We start from the raw sequence: 25,495 nt of genomic DNA, 5'->3' as shown, positions 1-25,495 counted from the left end.
TGATAGAGATGTTTTACTTTTGAGACACCCCCTTTCTTACTTTTATCGTATTGCTTATTCTGATATTATTTCTATATCGTCTATATATAATACACTACCCGGTGCCCCGCTAAATGTATCGCCATACTTGCTTGATGAGCATATAATAGCGAAACGGTATTTCTTCGCAGGATCATATTGCTTGTCAGCCTTATATTCCATATCGATGCTGAACTGGGTGTATTGTGCTTTTGCTGTTCCATCCTGAAGCTGGCCGATGGCAACTAATTTATCGGATTTGTAAGCATCTACGCCTGTCAGGTAATCAGCATCAGTCTCTATTTCATACAGAATGGCGTTGATTGAACATTCATCGATAGTGCCGTCTTCGACCACCGTCTCGTTGATCTTTTTTGTATCCGGACAACGGTAGAACACTTCTCCCGGAGTATATTTGTAATAACCTTTTACTGTCATCGGTTTTTTGTTATACACTGCACCAAATTTAGTGCTGTTCAGCGTATTTTTGGTGTCTGTAATAAACTTGCCTGTATATAAGGTCCCGGTGGTTACTTTAGGTATCCTGATGCCGAATATATTACCGCCTTTTGTATCCAATGTCTCTATTCTGGCTGCCCCCGTGCCTGAGTGCGCGTCATCTGTTTTTGTAACAGCTACTTGTGTGGTATATCCCATACCTTTCAGATATGCGGCTCCTGTATTACTGCTGGTCCAGCCCCCTACCGGAGCATAAAAGAATAGAGATTCGCTTGCTTGCGGATTTTCTACGATCCAGTCTTCAAATCCGTATTTGTTTTGCCAGAAAGATACGTTGTATATTGTCTTGGTAGTGCCATCTCCCGCGGTTACTGTAAATTCCACAGAACCATTCGAAAAGTCTACGGCTGTTCCCGGAGCTGGATCTACTGTTGCTTTTTCTGATATATTAATAGTCGGTACCAGTTCCTGTATGTCGCTTAGTGTTGCGTCGTCCGCGATAAAGAATACTATATCAGTGCCATTAATTACCGGTTGCTGGGTAACTACCGGGTTGTCAAATGTCATACTGATAATTGCCGATTCTACATTGCTGCTTTTCACACATATAGCCGTGTAAATCGTTTCAGCCCCATCTTTACCGGTTACTGTGAATTTAACGATACCATCCGAGAAATCCACCTCAGAGCCGGAAGCCGGATCTATAGCCGCATCCTTCGATATTTCAATGGTTGGTATTAGTTTTTCCATGTCTTCGCCCACGGCAGTGCCTTTTACATAGAAGATTATGTTTGTGCCGTCGATTACCGGTTGTTTAACAACGATAGGGTCATCAAACGTCATGCGTAAAATAGAAGAACCGGTGTCGTTAAACTTCATGCAATTGACAGTATAGATGACCTGTGTGTCATCCTCTGCCGTCACTGTAAACTTAGCGCTGCCTTCCGAAAAGTCGACCGCCGTGCCCGATGCCGGGTCGATGCTTGCTTTAGCTGAAATTTCGATAGTAGGAACCAGTTTACTTAGCTCTTCACTTGTCGCATCCGGATTTACATAAAAAGTAATATTTGTGCCGTCAATCTCCGGTTGTGTAATGACTATCGCGTCTTCGAATGTCATTTTTGTAATCTGTGCTTTGCTTGATTTGTCATCGTCATCACTACATGCTGTGAACAATGCTAATGAAAACAATAGCAGGACACAGTTAAGGATTCTCTTGTTCATAAGGGTAAATTTAAATTAGTATTATTTCTCTCTTTTAGGTGGATTTTTATTATTGGAGACAAAAATACTGATATACCAAATTTTGGTCTAGCAATTTTGGCAATAATGCTTTTTATATAGGGTCTTTTATATTAAATTAACGAAAATTTAGGTGGTGATAGCCCGGATATCGGGCTTTTGGCTACTAAAAAGACAATTGTCATTGCAGACTTGATCTGCAATGACAATTACCTATTTTCTTTATTCAATGTAGATTATCTTTATTCAGCTCTTCTTATTCTTATCTGTATGGCATTCTCGATAGGTTTTTCGCTTACAAATGTAAGGTAGCCTCCGCCTCCGGCACCGCTTAATTTCCATCCTAATGCCTGATCTTTGTATTTACTTATTACATCAAAGATGTCGCTTGATACCATGTGTGGATACATCGCAATCTGTGCTTCGAAGCTTTCTCTTACGGATTCGCCGAATAGCCGGATATCTTTTTCTTTTAAGGCTTTCCATGCCTTATCCGCCGCTAAACTCAGCGCCTTTGCTTTTTCTGTAGTTATATCGGTGTTGGAGAGTACATCATAGTCATTGTGGCGCGGGTACAGAGGTACCAGCCATAGCCGTTTTTCTATCCAGGATAGTATTTCATCATCTAATACTTTTTCAATTTCGGCTGGCCAAAAATCTCCATCATAATGCAATCTGTTAAGTCCCGGTAATACGATTCCAAGTGAGTCTTGTGATCCGCTGACGTATTTTGTGCCGGGAGGGTTTTCGAAGCAGAACAGGGTTTTTGCGAGCTTTTCCTTGTCTCCGGCGGGAATGTCTACTTGCCATAGTTCGATCGCTTTCTTGCGGGAACTGGTAGACATACCGCTGCGATCATTGAACTCATAATCGGGCTCTATCGAAATTGTCAATACAGGACCCGGGTATAAGCCGCTTACGTTTGGTTGATCGAGCCATCCTCCGGCTAAGTCTATACGATATGGTATGCGGCATTCTTCCCTTAGTGCTGTGGTCGAACGTGGAGGTAGTCCGCCGTGCGGAATCCGTTGGCTAACGACATATTGTATGCCTAAATCTTTACAGAGCTGTTCTTTCAGGGCACTATGTCCATCGCTGTTAACGAAGAAGATATCGGGTTTGAGGGCTTCCATCTCATGCACAAAGTCCATCAGTCCATTTCCGCTATTAATCCACGCGTCTTTAACGAATTTCAACGACTTTATCATGTAGAGGCGTTCTTGTTCATTATTGACTGTTTTACGCGCCTTGAGCTCACTGATAGTTTTATCCGAGCCGATCCCTACATATAAATCTCCATAACCGGCAGCTTCTTCAAAGAATGCTACATGTCCACTGTGGAGCATATCATAGCATCCACTAACAAAAACTTTTTTCATTTATAATCTAACTATAAAGCAATTTAGAAACTGTTTAAATTTTATACGAATATTTTATTATACCTTTTTCTTCGTTCATTTTTAGTCTGTTTTAGTCTGTTTTTTCTTTCTCTCAACTCAACCAACGGTCACAGGAGCGAAGCGTATGTAAATAGCCCGCTATTATCGTTTCGAGGAAGAAAAAAACATCTCTAAAACATCTCTAAAAATTTGAACGAATAAAATTTAAACAGTTTCTTATTTTTGAATATGTAAATATATATTTTTTTCGGTATTATCCGATGCTTTCTGCCGTTTTATCCGAGCCATCGTATCAAAATCGGATGATTTTTCTCTTTCGCTCAGTTCTGGTAGCCCGCTGCTATCGCTTCGAGGAAAGAAAGATTATCTCAAAACAATTCTAAAAATTTGAACGAATAAAATTTAAACAGGCTCTAAATTTTATCTGTAAAAATTTGTTTAATTAACTTAATACGCTAAATTTGTAGACCCCAAAGCTATACATTATGTACAGATTTGATATAATACTATGTTTAGCCGTCTTTTTTGCCAATATTTTGGCCCGAAAAGTACTACTTGGAGTCTGCTTGAGTGCAGCTGTAAAGCAAATAATCTTAGAAAAAAAATTTAGATTAAGGGAATGTTCTTTCTTTACAGGGTGAGTTGTATTGTTTTGAAGACTCAGGTTGGGGTGAATATGTAGAAAGGCTTTATGCCTTGGTGTTACTCGTGTGTTGCCGGACGTTAACATGAAAAGAAGAGGATACATCTTTTGTATATAAGATGTTCCTTGTTTATCTTGTAATTTAGATTTATTGATTTAGACTTATAAACAGAAAGAATATTATATAGTTTTATTTATTATTTTTTCTGTTTCATTGGTGTAAATTGATATAATTTAAAGTAAAAAAATAAATACGTTTTCCTGTAAACTTTATATGCTGTATGATTGTTTTATGGAAATATATTTAAAATTTGTGTTTACGGCTCTCCAGAGCTGAGTATTAAATCCATCGATATGGGATTCTTTGATTTCTTTAGAAGAAATAAAAAAGTAGTACAAGTTTCAGAGGAGGATCGTCAGCAGTTTGCTGAGGAGATGTCCGCTAATGCCGGTTTGTTGGTAAAACAATTCAGAGATGACACTGTGCTTGATTTTAGTGTGCATAGCCTGTATGAAGTAGATCAGATAATTGAGGACAGTGTAGAGTTTTATAAAAAAGCTGATAGCGATACAAAGCGAAAAATGATAATAAAAATTGGAGCTTATGTATTTGAAGTAGCAAGGACGAATTTTGGTGGACAATATTATTGGTATGATCGTTTGGAACAACCCGTATTGGTAACGGGACAACCTGAATTTGAAATGTCGTTGTTAGCCTATGAAAAGGTAAAAGGGCGTTTTGAGAACGGACAAGAAGATAATATCCCATTCTTTTTTGAAGGTTATGTGAGAGGGGTTAAGGATAAAGCGAGTCAGATGATTGTGTGAAAGGTTCTGTTTTTAAAGTAATCTTTTTCAACCATTTCTTATATTTATGCTCATGAAAAAATATTCTCCATATATAAAAAAGTATATCAAAGAGATAAACAAGGCAGGATATACTATTAGTGATAATGGGAGCCAGCTATCGAAGCAAGTCGGATGTTATGAAATCCTAATTACGGATTTGACTATAAGGAGCTCATTCACTAAGATTAAAACAGTTCTGGTCTGGGTAAAAAATAAAGAAACCCGTACAATAGAGGTGGAAAAACTCTATAAGCATGAAATTCTACCTTTGCCGTTTAAGAGGATTGATACTTTTGCCGACAAAACAATCTTAGCTCTTAAACTTAACAGAGGCTTGAGAAATCAGAGCCATATACAAGAGATTACCCATGATATTGATATGAATGTTGTAATGGCGGACATTAAAGTACGGGAAATTTCATTGCATGACATAACGGTTTGATATTTACAACAAAAGACATCCTTCGACAGGGTGTTTTTCTTTTTTAGGGAAAACTATAATAATATCCCTTTTTACTGATTATATTTACATCCCGAAAATATTTAACTAACGGGAAGATGAAATATAGTTTTGCCAATGATTATTCGGAGGGTTGCCATCCCTCCATCTTGAAGTCTCTTACAGAGCATAATTTTATACAACAAGCCGGTTATGGCGATGATGAACATACGCAGCATGCTGTACAAATCATCCGTCAATTGACACAGAACCCTGATGTAGGTGTACACATGATATCCGGCGGAACTTTAGCGAATCTGGTCGTTTTGTCATCTATCTTACGCCCTTTCGAATCCGTTGTTGCAGCCTGTACAGGGCATATATATGTGAATGAGGCCGGAGCTATAGAGGCGACGGGTCATAAGGTAGAAGCCGCAAATACCCAAAACGGAAAACTTAGCCCTAAAGATATTAAACCTTTTTTGAATAAGCTGCGGGGACATCATGTAGTCCGTACAAGAGTTGTATATATTTCAAATTCTACAGAGTTAGGGACTGTATATACTAAAAACGAATTGACGGAACTCTATTCTTTTTGTAAAGAAAATGACCTTATCCTATTCATGGATGGCGCACGTTTGCCTATGGCACTTACAGCGCCATCGAATGATTTGACCCTGGCTGATGTCGCTGCATCGACAGATGTGTTTTATATCGGCGGGACAAAATGCGGAGCATTGTTAGGGGAGGCTGTCGTTATCTCTAATCCGGATATAGATAAGGATTTCAAGTACCATCTGAAGCAACGTGGCGCATTGACGGCTAAAGGCAGGACGATGGGTGTTCAGTTCGAACAACTACTTCAAAATAATTTAATATTTGACCTGGCTGCTCATGCCAACAAGATGGCGGCAAAGATATCGGAGGCTTTTACATCCCTCGGATATTCGATGCTGACCGGTTCGGATACAAATCAGATATTCCCTATACTGCCCAATAAACTAATCAGGGTATTGCAAGAACAATATGCATTCCTCATCTGGAGTATTGTTGATGAAGATTACTCAGTGGCACGGTTCATCACATCGTGGGCTACGCCGGAAGATGTAGTAGACAGGTTTATTGAAGATTTGTCCGGCCTATAAAGCTTTATTTCTAATATTTAAATTCATATTCATAGCTGGAAGTGTTGCCGCAGGCATCAGTTGCAGTAAATACGAGTTTATGCACCTGTCCTTTTTTTAGCCTTTCCGGGTCAAACTTATAAGAATAGACCGGCGATTTTACATCATTTTCGAATAGGGCAAAGGATCCGTCTATTGTGCCTTTGAATGACGATATACCACTCTTGTCGTCCGATAATTTGATTTTTATCTCAGCCTGCCTCGTCCATCTTTCCGGTTGCACAGGGGTAATTACAGGGGCTTTGGTATCTGTGCTTATTGTATATGTACCGCCCAATTCGCGTATACGTCCGGTTATATGACTATCGTTGTATGTGCCACCTATCCAGTTTTCTTTATTGCCATTGATGCGGACAATGCCATATTGCGATTTGTTTGATAGCGAATCCTTGTTCAGTTTGATTGTCATATTGCAATAATCATGCAATGGTATGTATGTGTCGTTTACTTCGAATAAATCGGATAGATATTTGGCTGAAGGATAGCTATTAAGCATAAAGCATATATCGTCATATAAATATTCTTTCGGGATATTCAGAGAGAACAAATCCGATGAATACTCATTATCCTGATTCCATTTCATCATCTGTGTGCAGCGTCTTTTTTGAGGAATCGTTTGCTCCCTGCCTTTTACGCAAAATGAGTAATCAGTCTGATTGCCATATATATCTTCCAGTTCGTACCGGAGGTTATAGATACGTTCTTCCTTTATGTCTATATATCCGTTATTTACAGATTTGTAAATGGATAATTTATTTCCGGGTTCGATAAACGATTTTTCGTAAAATATTCTGTTCCTGTACCAATAATCAAAATCAGTCATACTGTTTATCATCCTCGTTTTGCTAAAATCTACATTTGACAAATCGGATGAGAATATCTCTTTATCATCGCAGAACAAACGCACTCTCCTGACACCATATATGTTTGTCGTTCCATTCATTTTGTCATTCGTATTCACTCCGATACCGATTTGGCCCCATACCTGAACTGTGTCTTTTAGTGCTGAATAACTTCCGTCTTTCAGTACTGTAATCCTTTTCCTGTATGTGTCCCGGCTAAAATCCACGGCGCCCTTTTCATTTAACGGATAGATAGCTATTCCTTTTATCAGCGGTGCCTGGGTGTCGTTTATCACATCTTTGTAATACTCCAGCGGGTCAATCGCAACCTGATCTGCAGAGTTTCTTATTTCAAAATGTACATGCGGCCCGCCTGAAGACCCGGTGTTTCCGCTATAGGCTACTAATTCGCCTCTCTTTACGGGGATCTCATGCGCGTTGAGTGTTACATCCAGTCTGAAATTTTCGTTTTCGTATTGCTTGCCTTTTGCATATTCCGCTATTTTGGGCGCATATTTGTTTAAGTGTCCGTAAACGCTAGTTTGTCCAGTAGCCGGATAATCTATATATAAAGCCAGCCCGTAGCCCGAAGGGGATATCGATATTCGTGATATATACCCATCTGCCATTGCGTAAACGGGTTTATTAACGACTCTTTCCGTTTTCAAGTCTACTCCGGAATGGAAATGGTTCGGCCTTAATTCTCCAAAATTAGCGCTGAGTATAAGCGGAATGCCGAGTGGCGACCTGTATGGGTTTTGGGCAATAGATGTTGTTATTGTAAATATAGAGAGCAAAAATAGTATATTCTTTTTCATCTGTTTTTATGACTTTTGATGGTACAAAAATAACAGATTCGGCAGATTACCACAAATTTTATTCATTCCAGGTCGTTTTGTCAGAAAAGAAGGGCTGTTGAGCTTACTGACAATCAATAGTATAATGATGATGTTTAAAGAAAATGAAAAAAAATAATAGTAAATATTTGCAAATAATCAAAAATGAATTACCTTTGCATCCGCAATCGCAGGAGAAAGACGCTGTGAAAACAGAGAAAACTCCACAGGATGGCCCATTCGTCTATCGGTTAGGACGCAAGATTTTCATTCTTGAAAGAGGGGTTCGACTCCCCTATGGGCTACAAATAAATAAACAATAAAAAATAAGGATTAGTCAATATGGCAAATCATAAGTCAGCAGAAAAAAGAATCAGACAAGCCGAAACAAGACGCTTGAGAAACAGATATGTAGCAAGAACTACACGTAATGCAGTTCGTAAATTCCGTTTATTGACAGATAAGGAAGAAGCTCAAAAACAATATCCAAGTGTTTGTTCTATGCTTGACAGGCTTGCTAAAAAGAATGTAATACATAAAAACAAGGCAGGCAACTTAAAGTCAAAATTGGCTGCTCACGTACATTCTCTGTAAATAACACTAATAATTCATTATATGAAGAGGCTAAACTTTCGAAAGTTTAGCCTTTCTTTATTTAGGGATGGTAAATAGGATAACCATAATATCATATTTACAGAAATATTGTTTTATATTTGATATTTAAACACTATAAATATCTCATACAAACGATATGACACCTTCACACATTACCTTAAGATACATTTTTCTTTTAAGTTTATTATCCTTATGTTTTAGTACGGTAACGGCTCAGCTTATCAACTGGCCTGAAACTACAGGCGAAACCTACGTCTTCGAAATTAGCAATAAAGAAGCTTTGAAATTGCTGAAAAGTGATCCGAAAGACAGCCTGATATTGAAGATGCTTCACAGCCCCAAAGGTTCCTTCATCGGAAATAATTGGGCTAATGAGCCTGAACAGGGACATTTTCTCCATGCAAGGATTATAAAAAACAAGGTAAACTTTAATTATAAACCTGTAGTGCCGTTCCATGTATATCTCTTCAAAGAATATGGAGCATTGACAATTCAGATAACGGATGCCTCCGGGGAAATAAGGGATGATGCGAAAATCAAACTGGGAGGCTCACGTTTAGAATACGATAAAAACAGCAGGACATACACCACTGATGACTATTGGTCTGAGGAGCCTATGAGGATACTCACTGTCGAACTGGATAAATTTATGGCTGTTTTCGATTTAAGGAAACATCTTGTCTCTCCTTGGTATAATTCATATAACGACAGAAAAGGGAAGTCCCCAGACTTTTACAGTTATATGATAACCGATAAAAATAAGTATAAGCCGAAAGAGACTGTCCGTTTCAAGTCGTATGCGCTATCAGGCAGGAAACGTCCGATAAAAGAACCATTGGAAGTATGGATGAGCATGCCCGGCAGATACGAGTATAAGCAAATAACGACACTGGAACCTTATCATGAGGGCGGATTTGCAGGAGAGGTAAATCTGGACGATTCACTAAAGCTAAGATTAGACGATACGTATTATATACAACTCCGCGACAAGAAAGGAAGGGTTGTGTCATCCACGGGATTCCGCTACGAGGACTATGAGCTATACGATAGTCAGCTGGAAGTCCAGTTGAGCCAGCGGGTTCACTATTCTCCGGATACAAACCGGGTAGCGATTAAAGTAACGGATGCCAACGGCCTGTATTTATTGGATACAAGGGCCGAGGTAGTGGTTACCAGAGGACGTGTAGAGAATTCATATACAGATATGCTGACCCTGCCGGATGTATTGTTATCTCAACAAATCGATCTGAATAATGATTCTCCTACCATGCTGGATATTCCCGCCGGATTATTTAAAGAATCGGATTGTAATTATTCAGTCTCGGTACGTGTGACTACATTCGACAATCAGGTGATGGAGCAACGGGCAAACGCTATATTCTATTACTCGAAGGATGAAATAGTGACGGAAACGAAGAACGACTCCATTACTTTCTCTTATTATAAACTGGGAAAAGAACAAAAAATACTAGCCGAAATAAAATATGATGATCTGGTAGAAGCCAAGATTGTAGAATTACCATATACGGAAAAATTCAACCAAAAACGGAGTTATTATACGATTAAAAGTATCGACTCAACGCTGAATAAAATAATAGATAATAGCAGTATCCCTTCAAGACTGGATTTAACGGGAGGTATAGAGAAAGACTCATTCAATGTGAAACTGGTAAATCCTTTGGCGCTGGAAGTATCGTGGTTTATATATCAGGGAAATATATTGCTGGAGAAAGGTTCAGGTTCCGAATTTGACTTTAAATATCCGAATACGGATCTGGAAGTAGCCCACTATGTCGAAATCTTTTACTTTATGGGAAATGAAGAGGAGGCATACAGGAGGGTGTTCGTTCCCAAGACGGAATTCCTTGATATAGATGTTAATCTTCCGGACAGGGTTTATCCCGGTCAAAAGATTGACGCCACTGTAACGGTAAAAGATAATTTAGGGAAACCTGTTTCGGGTGTCGACCTGACGGCATTTTCCGTGAATACATTACTGGGGCATGATGTTCCCGATCTTCCATATTATGGCGCTCCGCCGCGTACAAGGGAACAGCGGGCCACTTTCTCTATGGACGAGAGGAATTATAGTTTCAGTATGCCGCTCAATTATAAATTCTGGAACAAATTAGCTAATCTGGAAAATGTTGATTATTATAAGTTCACTTATCCGTGGTATACTCTATTCCGGCACACAGTCGATACACCCGATGGAACTACACAGTTTGCCCCTTATGTAATGAAGGATGGGCAGGCAGTGGAAATATACGCTATCGAACGGAATAACCTGCCATTGTATTTTTCGTGGACAGATCAGCCTAAGTCTTATTCTTTCCCCGCTTTGGATACAGTGTGTCAGACTATCTCCCTGAGGTTGCCGGATCGTGTCATCCGTTTAGATTCAATATGTTTCGATGCCGGAAAAAAGACAGTTCTTAGCCTGGATATAGATCGTTTACCTGTGAATGCGAAAGTTATTAAAATCAACAATGGCAATAGTTTTACAAGCGAGGAGAGCAACAGGTACAGCAATTATATATCCCGCCTGCCGGTACCCGAGTATTCGGATTATACATACCTGGAAAGAGCAGGCGCTGTTTATCCGGTCTTTCAATCCTGCCTGATGCCTCGCCGTGGTAGTGTACTTGCCGGGCCTATCCCGTACGGTACGGCACGGTATGGCGATAGTGTAGAATATTTTCACGAGGGAGGTTTCTCTTATAAATTCGACACGAATGTGGTTTATAAATATCCTGAAAAGGTATTGCCTCACTATATGTCTTATAATTACAGTAATAAATTCTACGACTTAAACGATTTTATGCTGAATGCGAGGGAATTCAGGAAGCGGCTCGAAGAATGCCAGAAAGGGAAAGGAGATTGGCATCCGCGAAATATTCTCGTTTCGGAACAAGGGTTGAATATGAACTTCCGTTTTCCTGAGGAGAAAGAAAAGTCCGGCGTGTCTAACCTGTTGTTTGAAAATATCATATCGGGAAAAATAGTTTATCCGGACATGTATGACTACGGTTATCGGAAATATTCCCAGATAGCAGAAGGCACATATAATGTCATATTATTGTACAATAACGGGAAATACCTGAAGCAGGATAACGTGAAATTTGAGAAAAATACGTATTTAGATTTAAATATGACCAAGTTGACAGCATACGAGGCTGATACGGTATCGTTAAAATGGCTGTCGCTGAGGGGAGGCGCTACTGTGTATAAATCGACATCCGATTATAGGTATTATTCTATGTCGGAAACATGGTATACACGGAAAAAAACATTCGGGAATACGGTCACAGGTACTGTTAAAGATGATACTGGAGAACCATTGATCGGGGTTTCTGTTCAGGTGGTTGGCACATCCTACGGCGCTATATCCGATCTTGACGGTAATTTCAGCCTCGAAATAGATGGAGAAGATGCTGTGCTGAAGTTTACATATATAGGCTTCAAACCGAAGGAATTAAAGGTTACAGCAAAGAGCCAGGTTTCCGTTACTTTAGAAGATGACGCCGCGATGCTCGATGAGGTAGTCGTTGTCGGATATGGAGTGCAAAAGAAGAGCTATCTGACCGCGTCTGTTTCTACTGTCAGTTATGATACTAGCAGCATGAGCGCGCCCGCCCGTCCGGAAATGCTTGACAACTTTGATGATGCCGAAGATAGTCCTGGCGATGATGCCGAAGAACGTTTGTATAGTGAATTGATGCAGTTAAGCGGGCTGCGAACAAATTTCTCGGATGTCGGGTTCTGGGAGCCGCGTTTATATACCGACAAGAAAGGGAAAGCGGAGTTTACGGCTATATTCCCTGATAATATTACCAAATGGGACGCTGTGGTATATGCCATGAACCGCAAGCTGAAAACAGGAACATTCCGCAAGTCGATAAAATCATATAAGCCGTTGATGGCAGAGTTGAAAACGCCCCAGTTCCTTGTAGTTGGCGACTCCAGTAATTTTGCGGGTACAATCCGTAATTATACCAAAGATCCTCAAATACAGGGTAAGGTAACCTTCAAGTTGCAACAAGATACTTTGATGCAGAAGCATATAGATTTTGGCAGTTCGTACAGTGAAAAACTGTATGTAACGGCGGCAGATACAGATAGCATCACCACACAGTATGTATTTACCCGCAACGATGGCTATTCCGATGGGGAGCAGCGCAGTATATCTGTAGTACCGCAAGGTACGGAACTGGCGAAAGGCACATTAAGCTTTTTACGCGATCAGGATAATATTGAAGTATCGGCTGCCGATAACGAGAAGGTACAAGTCCGTATATCTGGCAAGCAGCTCGATGTATATATGGATGCCACTTATTATCTTACCGGATATAAGTATGCATGTAATGAACAATTGGCGTCAAAGTTGATCGGATTGCTTAATTACAGGATATACCAGCAATATACGGGAGAGAAGTTCAAGCATGATAAAAGTGTAAAAGAAATCATTAACCGCCTCCTTAAGAACCGTAACGATAAGCAGATGTGGTCGTGGTGGGGATTGTCGTCGAACACTTCATTCTGGATGTCGGCACATATTATGCGTGCGCTGAAAATGGCTAAAGATGCCGGATATACGGTAAATATGAATTTCCGGAAGGTAGAAACCGATTATGCCGATATTAAGCCATACAGGGCATCTTCGCTGTACGATATAGAGGTTATACATGCCTTGTCGGAGTGGGGAGCAAAGCAGGATTACGCTAAGGCAGTGGATATACTGGAAAAGGAAGTCGCAAGGTGTCAGGCTTATGATGATTCTATCGTAGATAGCAACCGTAAGAAATATAAGAGCGACTGGTATCAGAAACGGTCGTTCCTGAAAGAGAAATTATTATTATGGGAAGTTCGCCAGAAGCAGAATATTGGATATGAAGCCGATAGTATCGCTAAATATATGAAAAAAGCGATTCTGGGGGAAGTGTATTGTGACGATGGCCGTCAGGACCGTTATTGGTATTCCGACAAATTGAATAATACGCTCATTGCATACCGCATCGTAAGAAATGATTCTACTCTGCAAGAATTGAAAGAACCGATGCAGATGTATATTCTGGGTACTAAAGCAAGCGGCTGGAATACCTATCAGGCTTCGTCGGCGTTAGCTACTGTTTTTCCTGACCTGCTGGCCGGATCATATAGTAAAGATAAGCCTGCTACGGTAATTCTCAGAGGAAAAGAAAATAAAGAAATTACGCAATTCCCTTATGAGACTACTCTTACACGAGGCGAAACACTCAGTATACAAAAGAAAGAAGGTATGCCGCTTATCTACACTGCGTATAGTTACAGGCTGGTAACGGATGAGCATACCAGTGAGGCTTTCGATGTGAAATCTTCCTTAAGTAAGGATCGTTTGACGGCAGGAACCCCTGTATCCCTATCGGTAACGGTAAATGTAAAACAGGAGAAAGCGGAGCATGTAATGATCGAGGTGCCTATTCCGGCGGGATGCAGCTATGCATCGAAGAATAGGGGCTATTATTCCGGCAGAGAAGTACACCGCGAATATTTTAAGGAAAAGGTAGTGATATTCTGCGAAGACTTGCCTAAAGGTACATATACATACAACATCGAGCTTCTGCCTCGCTATACAGGCCGCTATACTTTAAATCCTGCAAAGGTAGAGTTGATGTATTTCCCTGTTATAAATGCAAATAATGATTTGCGAAAGGTGGACATAACGGAGAAAGTGAAATAATAAAACCCGCTTCCGATTTATGACGGTGCAAAGTATACTTTGCACCGTTTTTTTATAATTATGACATATTGTCATTAAAGACAACTTTTTCGTTTTAACCATAATAATATTATTAACAATCAATTGTGTCCCATTCAGGAATTTTTAATATATTTTAAACTGACACAATTGCAGTCTAGCACGCTTTTTGAATATTACTTTACAAATAGAAAAAGAATCTATTAGAAACAATACAATAATAATAAATTAAGGAGGATAAAATTATGAGAAATCAATTAATTAGAAAATTCGACAGAAGTGGTAGCTTTTTCCCAACTTTCTTTAGTAATTATTTGAATGATGATATGTTTAATTTTGTTGAAGGTAATCTCCCTGCAACAAATGTGTCTGAAAATGAAAAAGCATTCAATATTGAATTATCTGTTCCCGGATTTAAGAAGGAAGATATAAAAATCGAGATTGAAAAGAATGTGCTTAAAATATCGGCACAAAATGAGGTTAAAAGCGAAGAAAAAGACGAAAACGAAAAAGTTTTACGTCAGGAATTCAGGACTTCTTCTTTCTCTCGCAGCTTTACAATCCCTGAAAATGTAGATACGGAGAATATTGTCGCCGCTCAAAAAGACGGGGTGTTGCAAGTTACATTGCCTAAACTAGATAAGGCGTTGGAAGATAAGGTAAAAAAGATTGAAATTAAATAAGTTAAGTTTAGGTTTTAGGTTAATAAAAAGGTTGTACCCGTGAGGATACAACCTTTTGTTTCTTATACTGTAAGTGACTGTTTAAATTTTATTCGTTCAAATTTTTAGAGATGTTTTGGAGATGCTTTTTCCTTCCTCGAAACGATAATAGCGGACTATTTGAGTTGAGAGAAAGGAAAAAACAGCCGAAAACAGACTAAAAATGAACAAAGAAAAAGGTATAATAAAATATTCGTATAAAATTTAAACAGTTACTAAGTCTTTCTCGTTTATTCTGTAACAGCATCATTGAAGCCTGAAAACAGCACCCCATCCAGCCGGAAAGGCCACACTTCGGTAGAAGGCATATCGGGGAACAGGTTAAGAGCAGAACTCTTTTCGAATCGTGTATTGTCTTCTCTTTTTATACCCAGATTATATTTCAAAGGAACTTCTACCCCGCTTTTTAAGATAAGAAATGCATTCAGGTTGTTTTCGTAGTTGGTATAAGCCAATACTCCGTGTATTTCGTCAATATTGGAATCGGGCAGCAAGGAGTATATAGTTTTTAAATCAATCAGTTGGTTGTAAGGCTCTTTGTTAATTACAGTGCAATCATAACCTGTATCGGTTTTTACAAGTTTCAACGTGAACTGTGTATTCATCTCAATCACAGTCCTTTTATCCGCTGTTTCCTGTGCACTGATATTTGCAGCCAGAAGGATGAATAAAGTAACAAGCAATGTTCTCATATTGTCATATTTTAGTTGTAAAGTTATTTTGAGAAAGCAAAGTTATTATAAAATATGCAATAAAAAATATTTTAGGTATCTAATCTTCCTTATTCTTTTCGGGTATTGTTTCTGTCGGAGCTGCTATATCGTAATATGTTATCATCTCCTCCGGCACGGTCGGCTCGTTAAGTGTATCAAAGGGTACAGTTGGCTCATAACATGTTATTTGCATACTGTCTTCATCGGGAGGCAGCGACATGTCATAGCACGTTACCTTACTCTTATTTGAGCAGGATGTGCCTGCTACCCCAATGATTAGGGTACCTAGTAGCAACTTATATTTTACAAAAAGGGGCGCTCCGTTTGTCTTATCCGCCAGAAAAGAGAAGAAACGGAATAACAGGTTGTATGATTTTCTTTTCATGTCATTTTCCGATTATATTTTATAGAGTAACATCTCTTGCTTATTCCATAAATTATTTACTCTTCCATGCCGGGTTCAGTTCCTCTATCTTCTGATAAACCGGACAGCCTTTGTCGTGTGCTCCCGGCAAATAGCCTGTACTCATAAGAAATTCGTTCACTATTTCTCCTCCTGTAAACTTAAACGTCTTTTTAAATAATTTCACCCATTCGTCCTTCGTTTTCGGATGGTGGGAGTCCAGCCAGTTCTTGAATGAGCCGTATTCGCCCTGTAAGGACAGAATCGTATTGGCATTGTGTATGGCAGCGTCTATTTTCAACCTGTTCCTTATTATTGAAGCATCATTCAATAAGCGTTCCCTTTCCCTGTCATCGTATCCGGCAACAGTCTTGATGTCAAAATTATGATAAGCCCTTCTGAATCCGGCCTGTTTGTTCAGTATAGTCTCCCAGCTCAGGCCTGCCTGATTGATTTCGAGCACTAAACGTCCGAACAGTTCATTATCGTCATCGATAGGATATCCATAATGATAATCATGATAATTCCTGTGTTGGTCTTTTTCTCCGGACGCGAGGCTTTTTACATAGTCACAGTAACTCATATATCGTGTGTTTTTACTGAGTAACTGTTTAAATTTTATACGAATATTTTATTATATCTTTTTCTTCGTTCATTTTTAGTCTGTTTTCGGCTGTTTTTTCCTTTCTCTCAACTCAACCAGCGGTCACAGGAGCGAAGCGTATGTAAATAGCCTGCTATTATCGTTTCGAGGAAGAAGAAAACATCTCTAAAACATCTCTAAAAATTTGAACGAATAAAATTTAAACAGTTACTGATTCTTTTTATTTTCATTCAAATATAATGAAAAACTATATTGAAAATATATCTTTGTGGTAATAAACCGATTAATATGATAGAAGTAAAGCAAGCTGAGCAGATAACGAATGAAGTTGTGGAAGCGTTTTCCAGACTGATACCTCAATTAGACCCCAAATCAGGAGTCCCACGAAAAGAGGATTTAGAAGCTATAATAAATACATCCAACACTTATCTCTTTTTGGCTTATAACCCAAACATTGTAGGTACACTGACTTTAGCCGTTGTGCAAACACCATCGGGAACGAAAGCATGGATAGAAGATGTGGTAGTAGATATAAGCGCCCGTGGGCAACGCGTAGGGGAGTCACTTTTAAATCATGCGGTAGATTTTGCAAGTGGGCTTGATGTCTCCAGCATTAACCTTACATCAAATCCTGCCCGCGTGGCGGCTAACAATCTCTATCGGAAGATAGGTTTCGAACTGCGCGATACGAATGTGTACAGGATAACGGTATAGTTATGATATTCATCTATTTATCTAAAATCTGGATTTTAGCCTGCTGACCGTTGGTTCTATTAGCAAAAATGATAAAATCTATCTAAAAGTAGCTATAAAAAAGATTTGCTATAAAATTTAAACAGGCTCTAAATAACTTATCTTTGCATCTCAATATTTATTATTTATGCAAAAAGATATAGACTTACGCGTTACGCCCGAACAGGCGTCAGATATAGAAAAAGTCAAACGTATATTTTCATCCCAGTCAGGTATCCCAGTCAAAGATATAAATTCAGTTCGTATTTTGCGCCGTTCGATCGATGCGCGCCAACGTAACATTTTTGTAAACCTGAAAGTAAGGGGGTACGTAAATGAAGAACAAAACGATCCGGCCTTTGTGAGTACTTTCTATCCGAATGTGAAGGACTGTCCGCAGGCTATCGTTGTAGGGGCAGGCCCTGCAGGCCTGTTTGCCGCACTGCGTTTAATCGAATTGGGTATTCGCCCCATCGTAATAGAACGTGGAAAAAATGTGCGTGACCGCAAACGGGATACAGCCCTGATGAACAGGGAGCATGTGGTAAACCCTGAATCCAACTATTGCTTCGGCGAGGGGGGAGCAGGCGCCTATTCGGATGGGAAGCTATACACCCGCAGTAAGAAACGCGGGAATGTAGAAAAAATACTGAACGTCTTTTGCCAGCATGGTGCCGATACCTCTATCCTTGTGGATGCCCATCCACATATCGGTACGGATAAATTGCCGGGCATTATAGAGAAAATGCGTGTGCAGATAATATTGTCGGGTGGAGAAGTCCATTTTGAAACACGTATGGATAAGCTGATTATCGAAGGTAGCGCGGTAAAAGGCGTAGAAACTAACACCGGAAAAACATTTCATGGGCAAGTCATCCTTGCCACAGGTCATTCTGCCCGGGATGTATATTACATGTTGTATGAACAGAAGATAAAAATAGAAGCAAAAGGGCTGGCCGTAGGATTCAGGGTTGAACATCCGTCCCATTTGATCGACCAGATACAATACCATTGTCAGGAAGGGCGGGGCGAGTACTTGCCCGCTGCCGAATATAGTTTTGTAGTGCAGGCAGGTGGGCGTGGAGTTTATTCTTTCTGTATGTGCCCGGGTGGTACTATTGTGCCATCGGCCAGTGGCCCCAAGCAGGTTGTTGTAAATGGTATGTCTCCTTCGAACAGAGGTTCCCGATGGTCTAATTCGGGCGTAGTGGTTGAGATACATCCCGAAGATTTCCCTGAATATGCGAAGTATGATGAGTTATCGCTTCTTAAGTTTGTAGAAGATTTGGAAGAGTTGGCATGGATACACGGCGGAAAGACACAGGTTGCGCCTGCCCAGCGCCTGTATGACTTTGTGAATGGTAAAGAGAGCCAGTCCTTGCCTCAGACTTCCTATTCGCCGGGAGTAGTACCTTCTCCTATGCATGAGTGGATGCCAAAATTTGTATCGAGCCGTTTGCAGGAAGCTTTCAGGAAGGTAGGCAATAGTTATAAAGGGTATCTTACCAACGATGCGATACTTCTTGCCGTAGAGAGCCGCACATCGTCGCCTGTGCGTGTGGTACGCAGCAGGGATACGATGCAGCATGTTGAAATAGAAGGGTTATATCCCTGTGGCGAAGGTGCCGGATATGCCGGTGGAATAGTTTCTGCCGCAATGGATGGGGAACGTTGCGCCGAAGCACTGGCTGGTAAACTCAAGGCGGAAAACCATACTTCTTAATTCGTAATACCTTTCTTTACGACTCTATCATTTTTTTGATAACCCTGGCCGGATTACCGGCAGCTATTGTATCTGCCGGAATATCACAGGTTACGATACTACCAGCGCCTATCATGGCGTTATCTCCTATAGTTACTCCGGCCAGAATAATAACATTTCCTCCTACCCATACATCATTACCGATGGTTACAGGTAAAATATATTCAGGCATCTTGTTATTTTCGCTTCTAATACCGAAAGGGTGTCCGGATGTATATATCCCGACATTGGGGCCAAACATGACATTGTCTCCGATTTTGATCATCGCCTTGTCTTTTAGCAGACAGCCGGTATTTGCATAAAAATTTTTACCAATATGAATGTTGTATCCATAGTCGCAATGAAATGGCTGCTCTATTGCGGAGCCTGTACCAAAATGGCCCAGCAGTTTTTCCATTATACGTTGCCGTTGCTCTTTCTGTGATGCATACAGGTTGTTGTATTCAAGTATTATACCTTTGGTACGGTTGCGAATGACCATTTGAGATTCGATGGTCTCAGGAATGTTTGCCGTCTTTTTCTTCTTTGTTTCCATCTGTTCTAGGTTAAGGGATATTCCATAGAAGAAATATCAGAGGATTTATTGGGCTTATCTATATATTATTAACGTATGAAATTGCAATCTTGTTTAACACACAAAAAAAAAGAGTTGTGATTTTGGTCACAACCCTTTCTGTTCTTTCTTTTAAGGATGCATCAATGGCCCGAAAATCCAGCTGGCTATCGTAAGATAAATCATCAACCCTGTGACATCCACAATGGTGGCAACGAAAGGCGCTGAAGATGTGGCCGGGTCTGCGCCCAGACGCCTGAGTATAAACGGTAGCATAGAGCCTATCAGCGATCCCCACATGACTATGCCCACAAGGGCCAGAGATACGGTGGAGCCCACCATAGTCCAGTGTTCGCCATATAGATTGGGAAATATAAGGTGCCAGATGTATATTCTGAAAAAACCTATAATCCCTAATATAATTCCCAAACTAAATCCGGAGACGATCTCCCTGCGGAATACACGCCACCAGTCCTTCAGTTTTACTTCTCCTGTAGCCATTGCCTGGATAACGAGGGTTGACGCCTGAGAACCACTGTTTCCGCCACTTGATATCATGAGCGGTAAAAACAGTGCCAATACGATTACCTGCGCCAACTGTTCTTCGTAATACTGCATTACCGAGGCTGTGAGCAACTCGCCGATAAACAACACGATAAGCCACCCGGCACGTTTCCATATCAGTTTGTATACAGGCAGGTCGAGGTAAGGCTCATCCAGTGCGGCTATACCCCCCATTCGTTGCATGTCCTCCGAATATTCTTCGTCGGCAGCCCAGAGGATGTCGTCGATGGTAACAATACCGAGTAATATACCGCCGGAATCTATTACGGGCAACGCTACCCTGTTGTTCATCTTGAATATTTTGATTCCTTCTTCTACAGGGTCTTGCGCGTTTAATGAGATAAGCCTGCCATCTATGAGGTCGCTTATCCGTGTTTTAGGGTCGTTGGTGAGCAGTTCCTTTATCCGTAAGTCATCTATTAATACACCGTTTTCTTCTAATATGTATATTACATCGATTGTTTCGGAGTTTTTGGCGTTCAGCCGGATATATTTTAATGTGTCTCCTACCGTGAAATTCTTAGGTATGGCAAGAAAATCAGGCGTCATCATACGCCCGATACTGTCTTCGGGGTATGAGAGCAAAGTGAAAACTTCCCTCCGGTCTTCCGGACTAAGCAGGGAAATCAACCTGTGTTGCAATTCCTGATTTTTCAGTTCTCCGAAAAATGCAGTACGGTCATCAGGGGGCAGCCCATTGATGATTTCAGATATTTTGTGAGCAGAAAGTTTCGTTATTGTACGTTCCTGAGTAGGCACGTCTAATATGCGGAATACATTTACCGCCCTGTTGATACTCATCGTATTAATAAACAGAGGCGCGTATTCGGGCAATTCGTCAATGAGGTCTTCTACATCAGATATGTTCAGGTCGTCCAGAAATACGCGTAGCATGTCTGTATCTCCGGTATCGACCAGAAGCCTTGTTTCTTCCGCTAATAATTCTATGTTTTCTTTCATCCATTCAGAGCGTTAATAAAGTGGATAATACAAAAACATTCTTATATAAAAAATGTTTCCGGGATGAATTTACGTTTGCTAATAATCCGGAGCAGTAATGTAATTAGGAAAACGTTGATAACCCTATTATAAAATGTGGTGCAAAGATAGGCTATTTGAAGAAAAATTGAAGGGTGGGATACTATTTTTTTATTTCAAAGAACAATTTAAAAGCAACGATATTATGTTTGCAACCTTGTTTAAGCGCGCCTGCTCCCTGCTGCCGCGCCCTCCCGGGCTTGTCCCTCGGCACCCACCAACGGAACTTATGCACGGAGTTGCAACGCAGTGTCAAGACTGAGGATAGCCCTCAATGTCATTAAGTTAAGCTTTTTTCCTCTTTGTCATGCTAGGGACGAAGCATCCCGTGTAAGCAAATTGCTTTTAAGAAAAGAGATCCTTCACTATCGTTCAGGATGACAGGGGATAAGATTTACTTAACTTGATGACATTGGTATAAATCCTGCTCGTCAGGCGTCAGCCAGCGCCGTTAGCAAGCCTACGGGGTACCCACCCGGTGCAGTCGGCGTAGAATGAAGTGCGGGCGCTTTTAAGCATCGTCTGCCAATTATCGCAATGATGAATCTTTCATCACTTCATTCAGCCGACAAGCCGATGGTGGGTCGTACGGCGAAGCGGGGCGCAATGCTTTTTTGCTTACTTTTGGAGCTTTGGCCAAAAGTAAGGCAAGCAATCTGCGATTGCGCGCAGAATAAAAAATAAAAGAACGTTTAATTTATCAACTACTGATTGACATTATTAATGCGAATTGAGGGTTGACAGACATAGTAGCTAATTGTCCCGAAGGGACTGAAAACAGCGAAAATAAGTCCCATTCGCCTCCTACGGAGACGGTCTCCTCTTATTCGCTTTTTCCACGGGTTTTACCCGTGGTTATCCATATTAGCCCGCTTCGCGGACTTAGAAGCCTGACTGTAGCTAAGACAGCAGATTGACTTATAATATTATAATTCGCATTATTCATGCCAATCAGGAGTTGAGAAAAGGCTTGAAAAGCCAAATCTTCATAACCGCGGGTCATCGACCTGCGGAAAAAGGATGAGCAATACCAGCTGTCTGAAAGACAGGACATACTGTGTGTCCTGCCGCTTCGGGCAGGGGGAGTGTTATTGCCCCTTGCTACGTAAGCTACGCTGCGCTTGCATACGGTTATGAAGATTCTGCCTTTCAGGCAGGAGTTGAGCTGCTTTCAACCCCTGATTGACATTATTAACTAAAACAGGCAAAACAACAGAAACCTTTTATCTGTTACAATAAGACGTAAAAATACTTACGCTACCTTTCTTTTTGCTTTGAGAACCATATAATTTGAATACAACATGAAAAAAATTAAAAATATATTGTTCTATATAGCCATTATTGGCGGTTTTTCTTTAGTAATATACTGGATTCTTACAGTTGGGCGTAATCTCGAAGCCGGACGTAGCATTGTGACAAATATTGCCTCCGGCAATGCTTTCCAGGACTCTATGTCTTCCTTTGTGTCCAATTTGCAGCATCCTGCCGGCATTTTATTGCTTCAGGTCACTACGATTATTATAGTGGCCAGACTGTTGGGCTGGGTATTCAGAAAGATAGGACAGCCTTCTGTTCTCGGGGAAATATTGGCAGGGATTATACTTGGCCCGTCATTATTAGGATTATATCTTCCGGATGTATCATCCTTTATCTTTCCGGTACAGTCGATAGGCAACCTTCAGATCCTGAGCCAGATCGGGCTTGTCCTGTTTATGTTCGTTATTGGGATGGAGCTCAATCTTGATGTCCTTAAAAATAAGGTGCACGAAGCGGTTGTCATTAGCCATGCCAGCATTATTCTGCCTTTTGCGGCAGGTATGGGTCTGGCCTATTTCATATATTCGGAATTTGCTCCCGATGGCATTTCTTTCCTGTCTTTTAGTCTGTTTCTGGGTATATCCATGAGTATTACGGCTTTTCCTGTACTGGCACGTATTATTCAGGAAAGAGGGATGCAAAAGACACGTTTGGGCGCTATCGCGATTACCTGTGCCGCCGCAGATGATATTACCGCGTGGTGCCTGTTAGCGGCGGTTATAGCTGTAGTGAAAGCCGGTTCGCTCGTTAGTTCCATTTATACTATCCTGTTGGCTGTAACTTATGTGATCGTAATGATAAAAGTTGCCAGGCCTTTGCTGAAACGAATAGGAGAATCTTATAAAGAGGGGGATGAGGGTAGTAAATCCTATATTGCCATCTTTTTTCTTGTCTTATTGGCTTCTTCATTCGTTACGGAGACAATAGGCATCCATGCTCTTTTCGGTGCCTTTATGGCTGGTGTGGTGATGCCGGATAAGGAGAAGTTCAGGCAAATGTTTATAAATAAGTTAGAAGATATCGCGTTGGTGCTTTTACTGCCGTTATTCTTTGTGGTAACGGGTCTGAGAACCGAAATCGGCTTGTTGAATAATGTGGGATTGTGGGAAGTTACAGGCCTGATTATCTTAGTCGCTATATTCGGCAAGTTCATAGGAAGCGCGGCGGCGGCCAAGTTTACAGGCCAGAGCTGGAAAGACAGCCTGACTATAGGTACATTGATGAACACACGCGGGCTTATGGAACTGGTGGTATTGAATATTGGTTACGACTTAGGCGTGCTGAATGCGGAGATGTTCTCCATGATGGTAATCATGGCATTGGTAACCACCTTTATGACAGGGCCGCTATTAAACCTGATACAAAAGGTTTTTAAACATTCCGGGGCCGAAACAGAAACCCGTTACAAGAAAGAGGCGGATGTGGTGTCTGCCCTTAAAAAGTAGGTTATTCTTCCGGCTCAGGTTCTATCCGGCTATCTTCTGCCATATCGGTAAGCGGAGGAAAGGCTTGCCGTAGATGGAAAGCTATGCCAACAGGTAAAAAAAGAAAAAGGCCACGATATCACATCGTAGACCTCTTCAACCTTAACACAAACTTTACAAAACTACATCTATATAACGCAGTACTCTAAAAATTGTTTTGTCAGGATACCTTATTTTATGCTAAATGAATGCGTTTTTTACTAAAGAATGTTTATTCGGGCATGTGTATAAATTTTTATGTTAGGATATTGCAATGAAGTCGTCTGAATTTTTCGATTTTGGTAATATTTTGAAAAGAATACCCTTTTTGTCATTTTGAACGGAGTGAAACACCGTTCGGCGTTAGCCAATTGCAAATAGGCAGAGCGAAGCGGAGCCAAATGTCTCTTGAGAAACGAGATGCTTCCTATCGTCAGCATGACAACCAACAACCACAGGAGCGAAGCGTATGTAAAAAACATCCCTAAAAATTTGAACGAATAAAATTTAAGCAGTTTCTAATATTTTAGTTTATATTTGTTGGCATTATTATTTACAGTATGAAAACACAACTTTGCTCCCATTCTAAATCAGAAATAAAAAACGGTATCCATGAATGTACTATATGTGGCGAACACATTTCCTATATGGATACAAGTACTATATATAAGCCCGGGTATGCCCTTGTAAATCAGAATCTGAAGTTTGCGAAGATAATATCGGTTATCCTGTCATTCCTGATAATATTATTATTTGTTTCCCCTTTTATCAACAGGAGCGAGTTTGCTGCGAAGTATTTCGGCGAAAATGCATTCCCTCTTTTTATACTCACATTGGTGGTTTTGTTGTCGCTATGGCAGATAATGTACGTATATACATATCTTCTTAATTTTTATCATCGGTTTGCCAATATATTTACCAATATCAGATGGGAAGTAGCCGCCATAGTTATAATTGCATTGCTGGCGGTTTTAGCCATTATAATAGAAACTATCAATGCATCGGGTTTGCAAAGCGGGATGCCTGTATATGAGTATCTATCCGGCCATCTGATTATTCAGGCAATCTTGTCCGTATTTAGTCTCTCCTTACGAATATAAAAGTTTCCAAATATTTTTCATTTCGCTAGCATTTTCATCAGTAGAAAACTATTTGCATTTGGTTGGCAGCATTTATTATATAGCCAAGAAATGAGATTCTTCATCCATTTCTTGAGATTCCAGGCTGTGGCACTTAGAAGAGCATTGATTTGGACATACCTCTCTCCACAGAGATAATTTTCATGCATTCTGAAGTCTGATTTGAGATGTGCGTTAACCGGTTCTATTGCTGCCCTGCGTCTAAACTTCCTCCGCTTTTT

The 25,495-nt window shown here is 40.4% G+C and carries 18 protein-coding genes, 1 tRNA gene and 1 pseudogene; 11 read left to right on the top strand and 9 right to left on the bottom strand.

What is annotated here, in order from left to right; all coding sequences use genetic code 11:
- Positions 1–54: 54 nt before the first annotated feature.
- On the bottom strand, positions 55–1,701 hold the full coding sequence (locus tag D0T84_RS14030) for a PCMD domain-containing protein (RefSeq protein ID WP_163308490.1): 1,647 nt from the start codon (positions 1,699–1,701) through the stop codon (positions 55–57).
- Positions 1,702–1,961: 260 nt separating this feature from the next.
- On the bottom strand, positions 1,962–3,098 hold the full coding sequence (locus tag D0T84_RS14025; RefSeq protein ID WP_163308489.1) for an adenylyltransferase/cytidyltransferase family protein: 1,137 nt from the start codon (positions 3,096–3,098) through the stop codon (positions 1,962–1,964).
- Between the two features lie 1,018 nt (positions 3,099–4,116).
- Here D0T84_RS14025 and D0T84_RS14020 point away from each other — a divergent pair.
- From D0T84_RS14020 to D0T84_RS14010, 3 genes are all read left to right on the top strand, one after another.
- Positions 4,117–4,590: a hypothetical protein gene (locus D0T84_RS14020; RefSeq protein ID WP_163308488.1), complete on the top strand. Its 474-nt coding sequence runs from the start codon at positions 4,117–4,119 to the stop codon at positions 4,588–4,590.
- A gap of 52 nt (positions 4,591–4,642) precedes the next feature.
- The gene (locus D0T84_RS14015) at positions 4,643–5,053 is read left to right on the top strand and encodes a hypothetical protein (RefSeq protein ID WP_163308487.1); all 411 of its coding nucleotides are present in this window, start codon (positions 4,643–4,645) and stop codon (positions 5,051–5,053) included.
- 116 nt (positions 5,054–5,169) lie between these two features.
- On the top strand, positions 5,170–6,195 hold the full coding sequence (locus tag D0T84_RS14010) for a low specificity L-threonine aldolase (protein ID WP_163308486.1): 1,026 nt from the start codon (positions 5,170–5,172) through the stop codon (positions 6,193–6,195).
- Between the two features lie 10 nt (positions 6,196–6,205).
- On the opposite strand, the gene D0T84_RS14005 is transcribed toward D0T84_RS14010, so the two are convergent.
- A complete protein-coding gene (locus D0T84_RS14005) occupies positions 6,206–7,894 on the bottom strand; it encodes a M23 family metallopeptidase (protein WP_163308485.1) in 1,689 nt (562 codons plus the stop codon).
- A 251-nt stretch (positions 7,895–8,145) separates the two neighbouring features.
- Between D0T84_RS14005 and D0T84_RS14000 the strand changes: the two genes are divergently transcribed.
- From D0T84_RS14000 to D0T84_RS13985, 4 genes are all read left to right on the top strand, one after another.
- A tRNA-Glu gene (locus D0T84_RS14000) sits at positions 8,146–8,217 on the top strand.
- A gap of 37 nt (positions 8,218–8,254) precedes the next feature.
- A complete protein-coding gene (gene rpsT, locus D0T84_RS13995; protein ID WP_006843113.1) occupies positions 8,255–8,506 on the top strand; it encodes a 30S ribosomal protein S20 in 252 nt (83 codons plus the stop codon).
- Between the two features lie 157 nt (positions 8,507–8,663).
- The gene (locus tag D0T84_RS13990; RefSeq protein ID WP_163308484.1) at positions 8,664–14,246 is read left to right on the top strand and encodes a carboxypeptidase-like regulatory domain-containing protein; all 5,583 of its coding nucleotides are present in this window, start codon (positions 8,664–8,666) and stop codon (positions 14,244–14,246) included.
- Positions 14,247–14,509: 263 nt separating this feature from the next.
- Entirely contained in the window at positions 14,510–14,947 is a 438-nt protein-coding gene (locus tag D0T84_RS13985; RefSeq protein ID WP_163308483.1) for an Hsp20/alpha crystallin family protein, read from the top strand.
- A 269-nt stretch (positions 14,948–15,216) separates the two neighbouring features.
- Here D0T84_RS13985 and D0T84_RS13980 read toward each other — a convergent pair whose 3' ends face one another.
- The 3 genes from D0T84_RS13980 to D0T84_RS13970 all read right to left on the bottom strand — a co-directional run bounded on the left by D0T84_RS13980 (position 15,217) and on the right by D0T84_RS13970 (position 16,685).
- Entirely contained in the window at positions 15,217–15,678 is a 462-nt protein-coding gene (locus tag D0T84_RS13980) for a hypothetical protein (protein WP_163308482.1), read from the bottom strand.
- A 79-nt stretch (positions 15,679–15,757) separates the two neighbouring features.
- On the bottom strand, positions 15,758–16,084 hold the full coding sequence (locus tag D0T84_RS13975) for a hypothetical protein (protein ID WP_163308481.1): 327 nt from the start codon (positions 16,082–16,084) through the stop codon (positions 15,758–15,760).
- Between the two features lie 52 nt (positions 16,085–16,136).
- Positions 16,137–16,685, bottom strand: coding sequence for a DNA-3-methyladenine glycosylase I (locus tag D0T84_RS13970; protein WP_163308480.1), 549 nt, complete (start codon positions 16,683–16,685; stop codon positions 16,137–16,139).
- 309 nt (positions 16,686–16,994) lie between these two features.
- Between D0T84_RS13970 and D0T84_RS13965 the strand changes: the two genes are divergently transcribed.
- Both D0T84_RS13965 and D0T84_RS13960 read left to right on the top strand, forming a co-directional pair.
- Positions 16,995–17,420, top strand: a complete 426-nt coding sequence (locus D0T84_RS13965) for a GNAT family N-acetyltransferase (RefSeq protein ID WP_163308479.1) — start codon at positions 16,995–16,997, stop codon at positions 17,418–17,420.
- A gap of 166 nt (positions 17,421–17,586) precedes the next feature.
- Positions 17,587–19,161 (top strand): NAD(P)/FAD-dependent oxidoreductase, encoded by a 1,575-nt coding sequence (locus D0T84_RS13960; protein WP_163308478.1) that lies wholly within the window; start codon positions 17,587–17,589, stop codon positions 19,159–19,161.
- Between the two features lie 16 nt (positions 19,162–19,177).
- Here the strand turns inward: D0T84_RS13960 and D0T84_RS13955 are convergent, their stop codons facing one another.
- Complete coding sequence (locus D0T84_RS13955) at positions 19,178–19,735, bottom strand: sugar O-acetyltransferase (RefSeq protein WP_163308477.1); 558 nt, start codon at positions 19,733–19,735, stop codon at positions 19,178–19,180.
- 150 nt (positions 19,736–19,885) lie between these two features.
- On the bottom strand, positions 19,886–21,277 hold the full coding sequence (mgtE, locus tag D0T84_RS13950; RefSeq protein ID WP_163308476.1) for a magnesium transporter: 1,392 nt from the start codon (positions 21,275–21,277) through the stop codon (positions 19,886–19,888).
- 1,379 nt (positions 21,278–22,656) lie between these two features.
- On the opposite strand from mgtE, the gene D0T84_RS13945 reads away from it, so the two are divergent.
- Positions 22,657–24,117, top strand: a complete 1,461-nt coding sequence (locus D0T84_RS13945; RefSeq protein ID WP_163308475.1) for a cation:proton antiporter — start codon at positions 22,657–22,659, stop codon at positions 24,115–24,117.
- A gap of 578 nt (positions 24,118–24,695) precedes the next feature.
- Positions 24,696–25,235: a hypothetical protein gene (locus D0T84_RS13940; protein ID WP_163308474.1), complete on the top strand. Its 540-nt coding sequence runs from the start codon at positions 24,696–24,698 to the stop codon at positions 25,233–25,235.
- A 163-nt stretch (positions 25,236–25,398) separates the two neighbouring features.
- Here the strand turns inward: D0T84_RS13940 and D0T84_RS23315 are convergent.
- Positions 25,399–25,495: pseudogene (locus D0T84_RS23315) on the bottom strand (hypothetical protein); the annotation flags it as partial.

Origin of the sequence: Dysgonomonas sp. 521 (assembly GCF_010501055.1) — a bacterium.
In the GTDB taxonomy this organism is placed as follows: domain Bacteria; phylum Bacteroidota; class Bacteroidia; order Bacteroidales; family Dysgonomonadaceae; genus Dysgonomonas.
The sequence above is the reverse complement of the archived record's forward strand: the minus strand, read 5'-3'. Positions and strand labels throughout refer to the sequence as shown.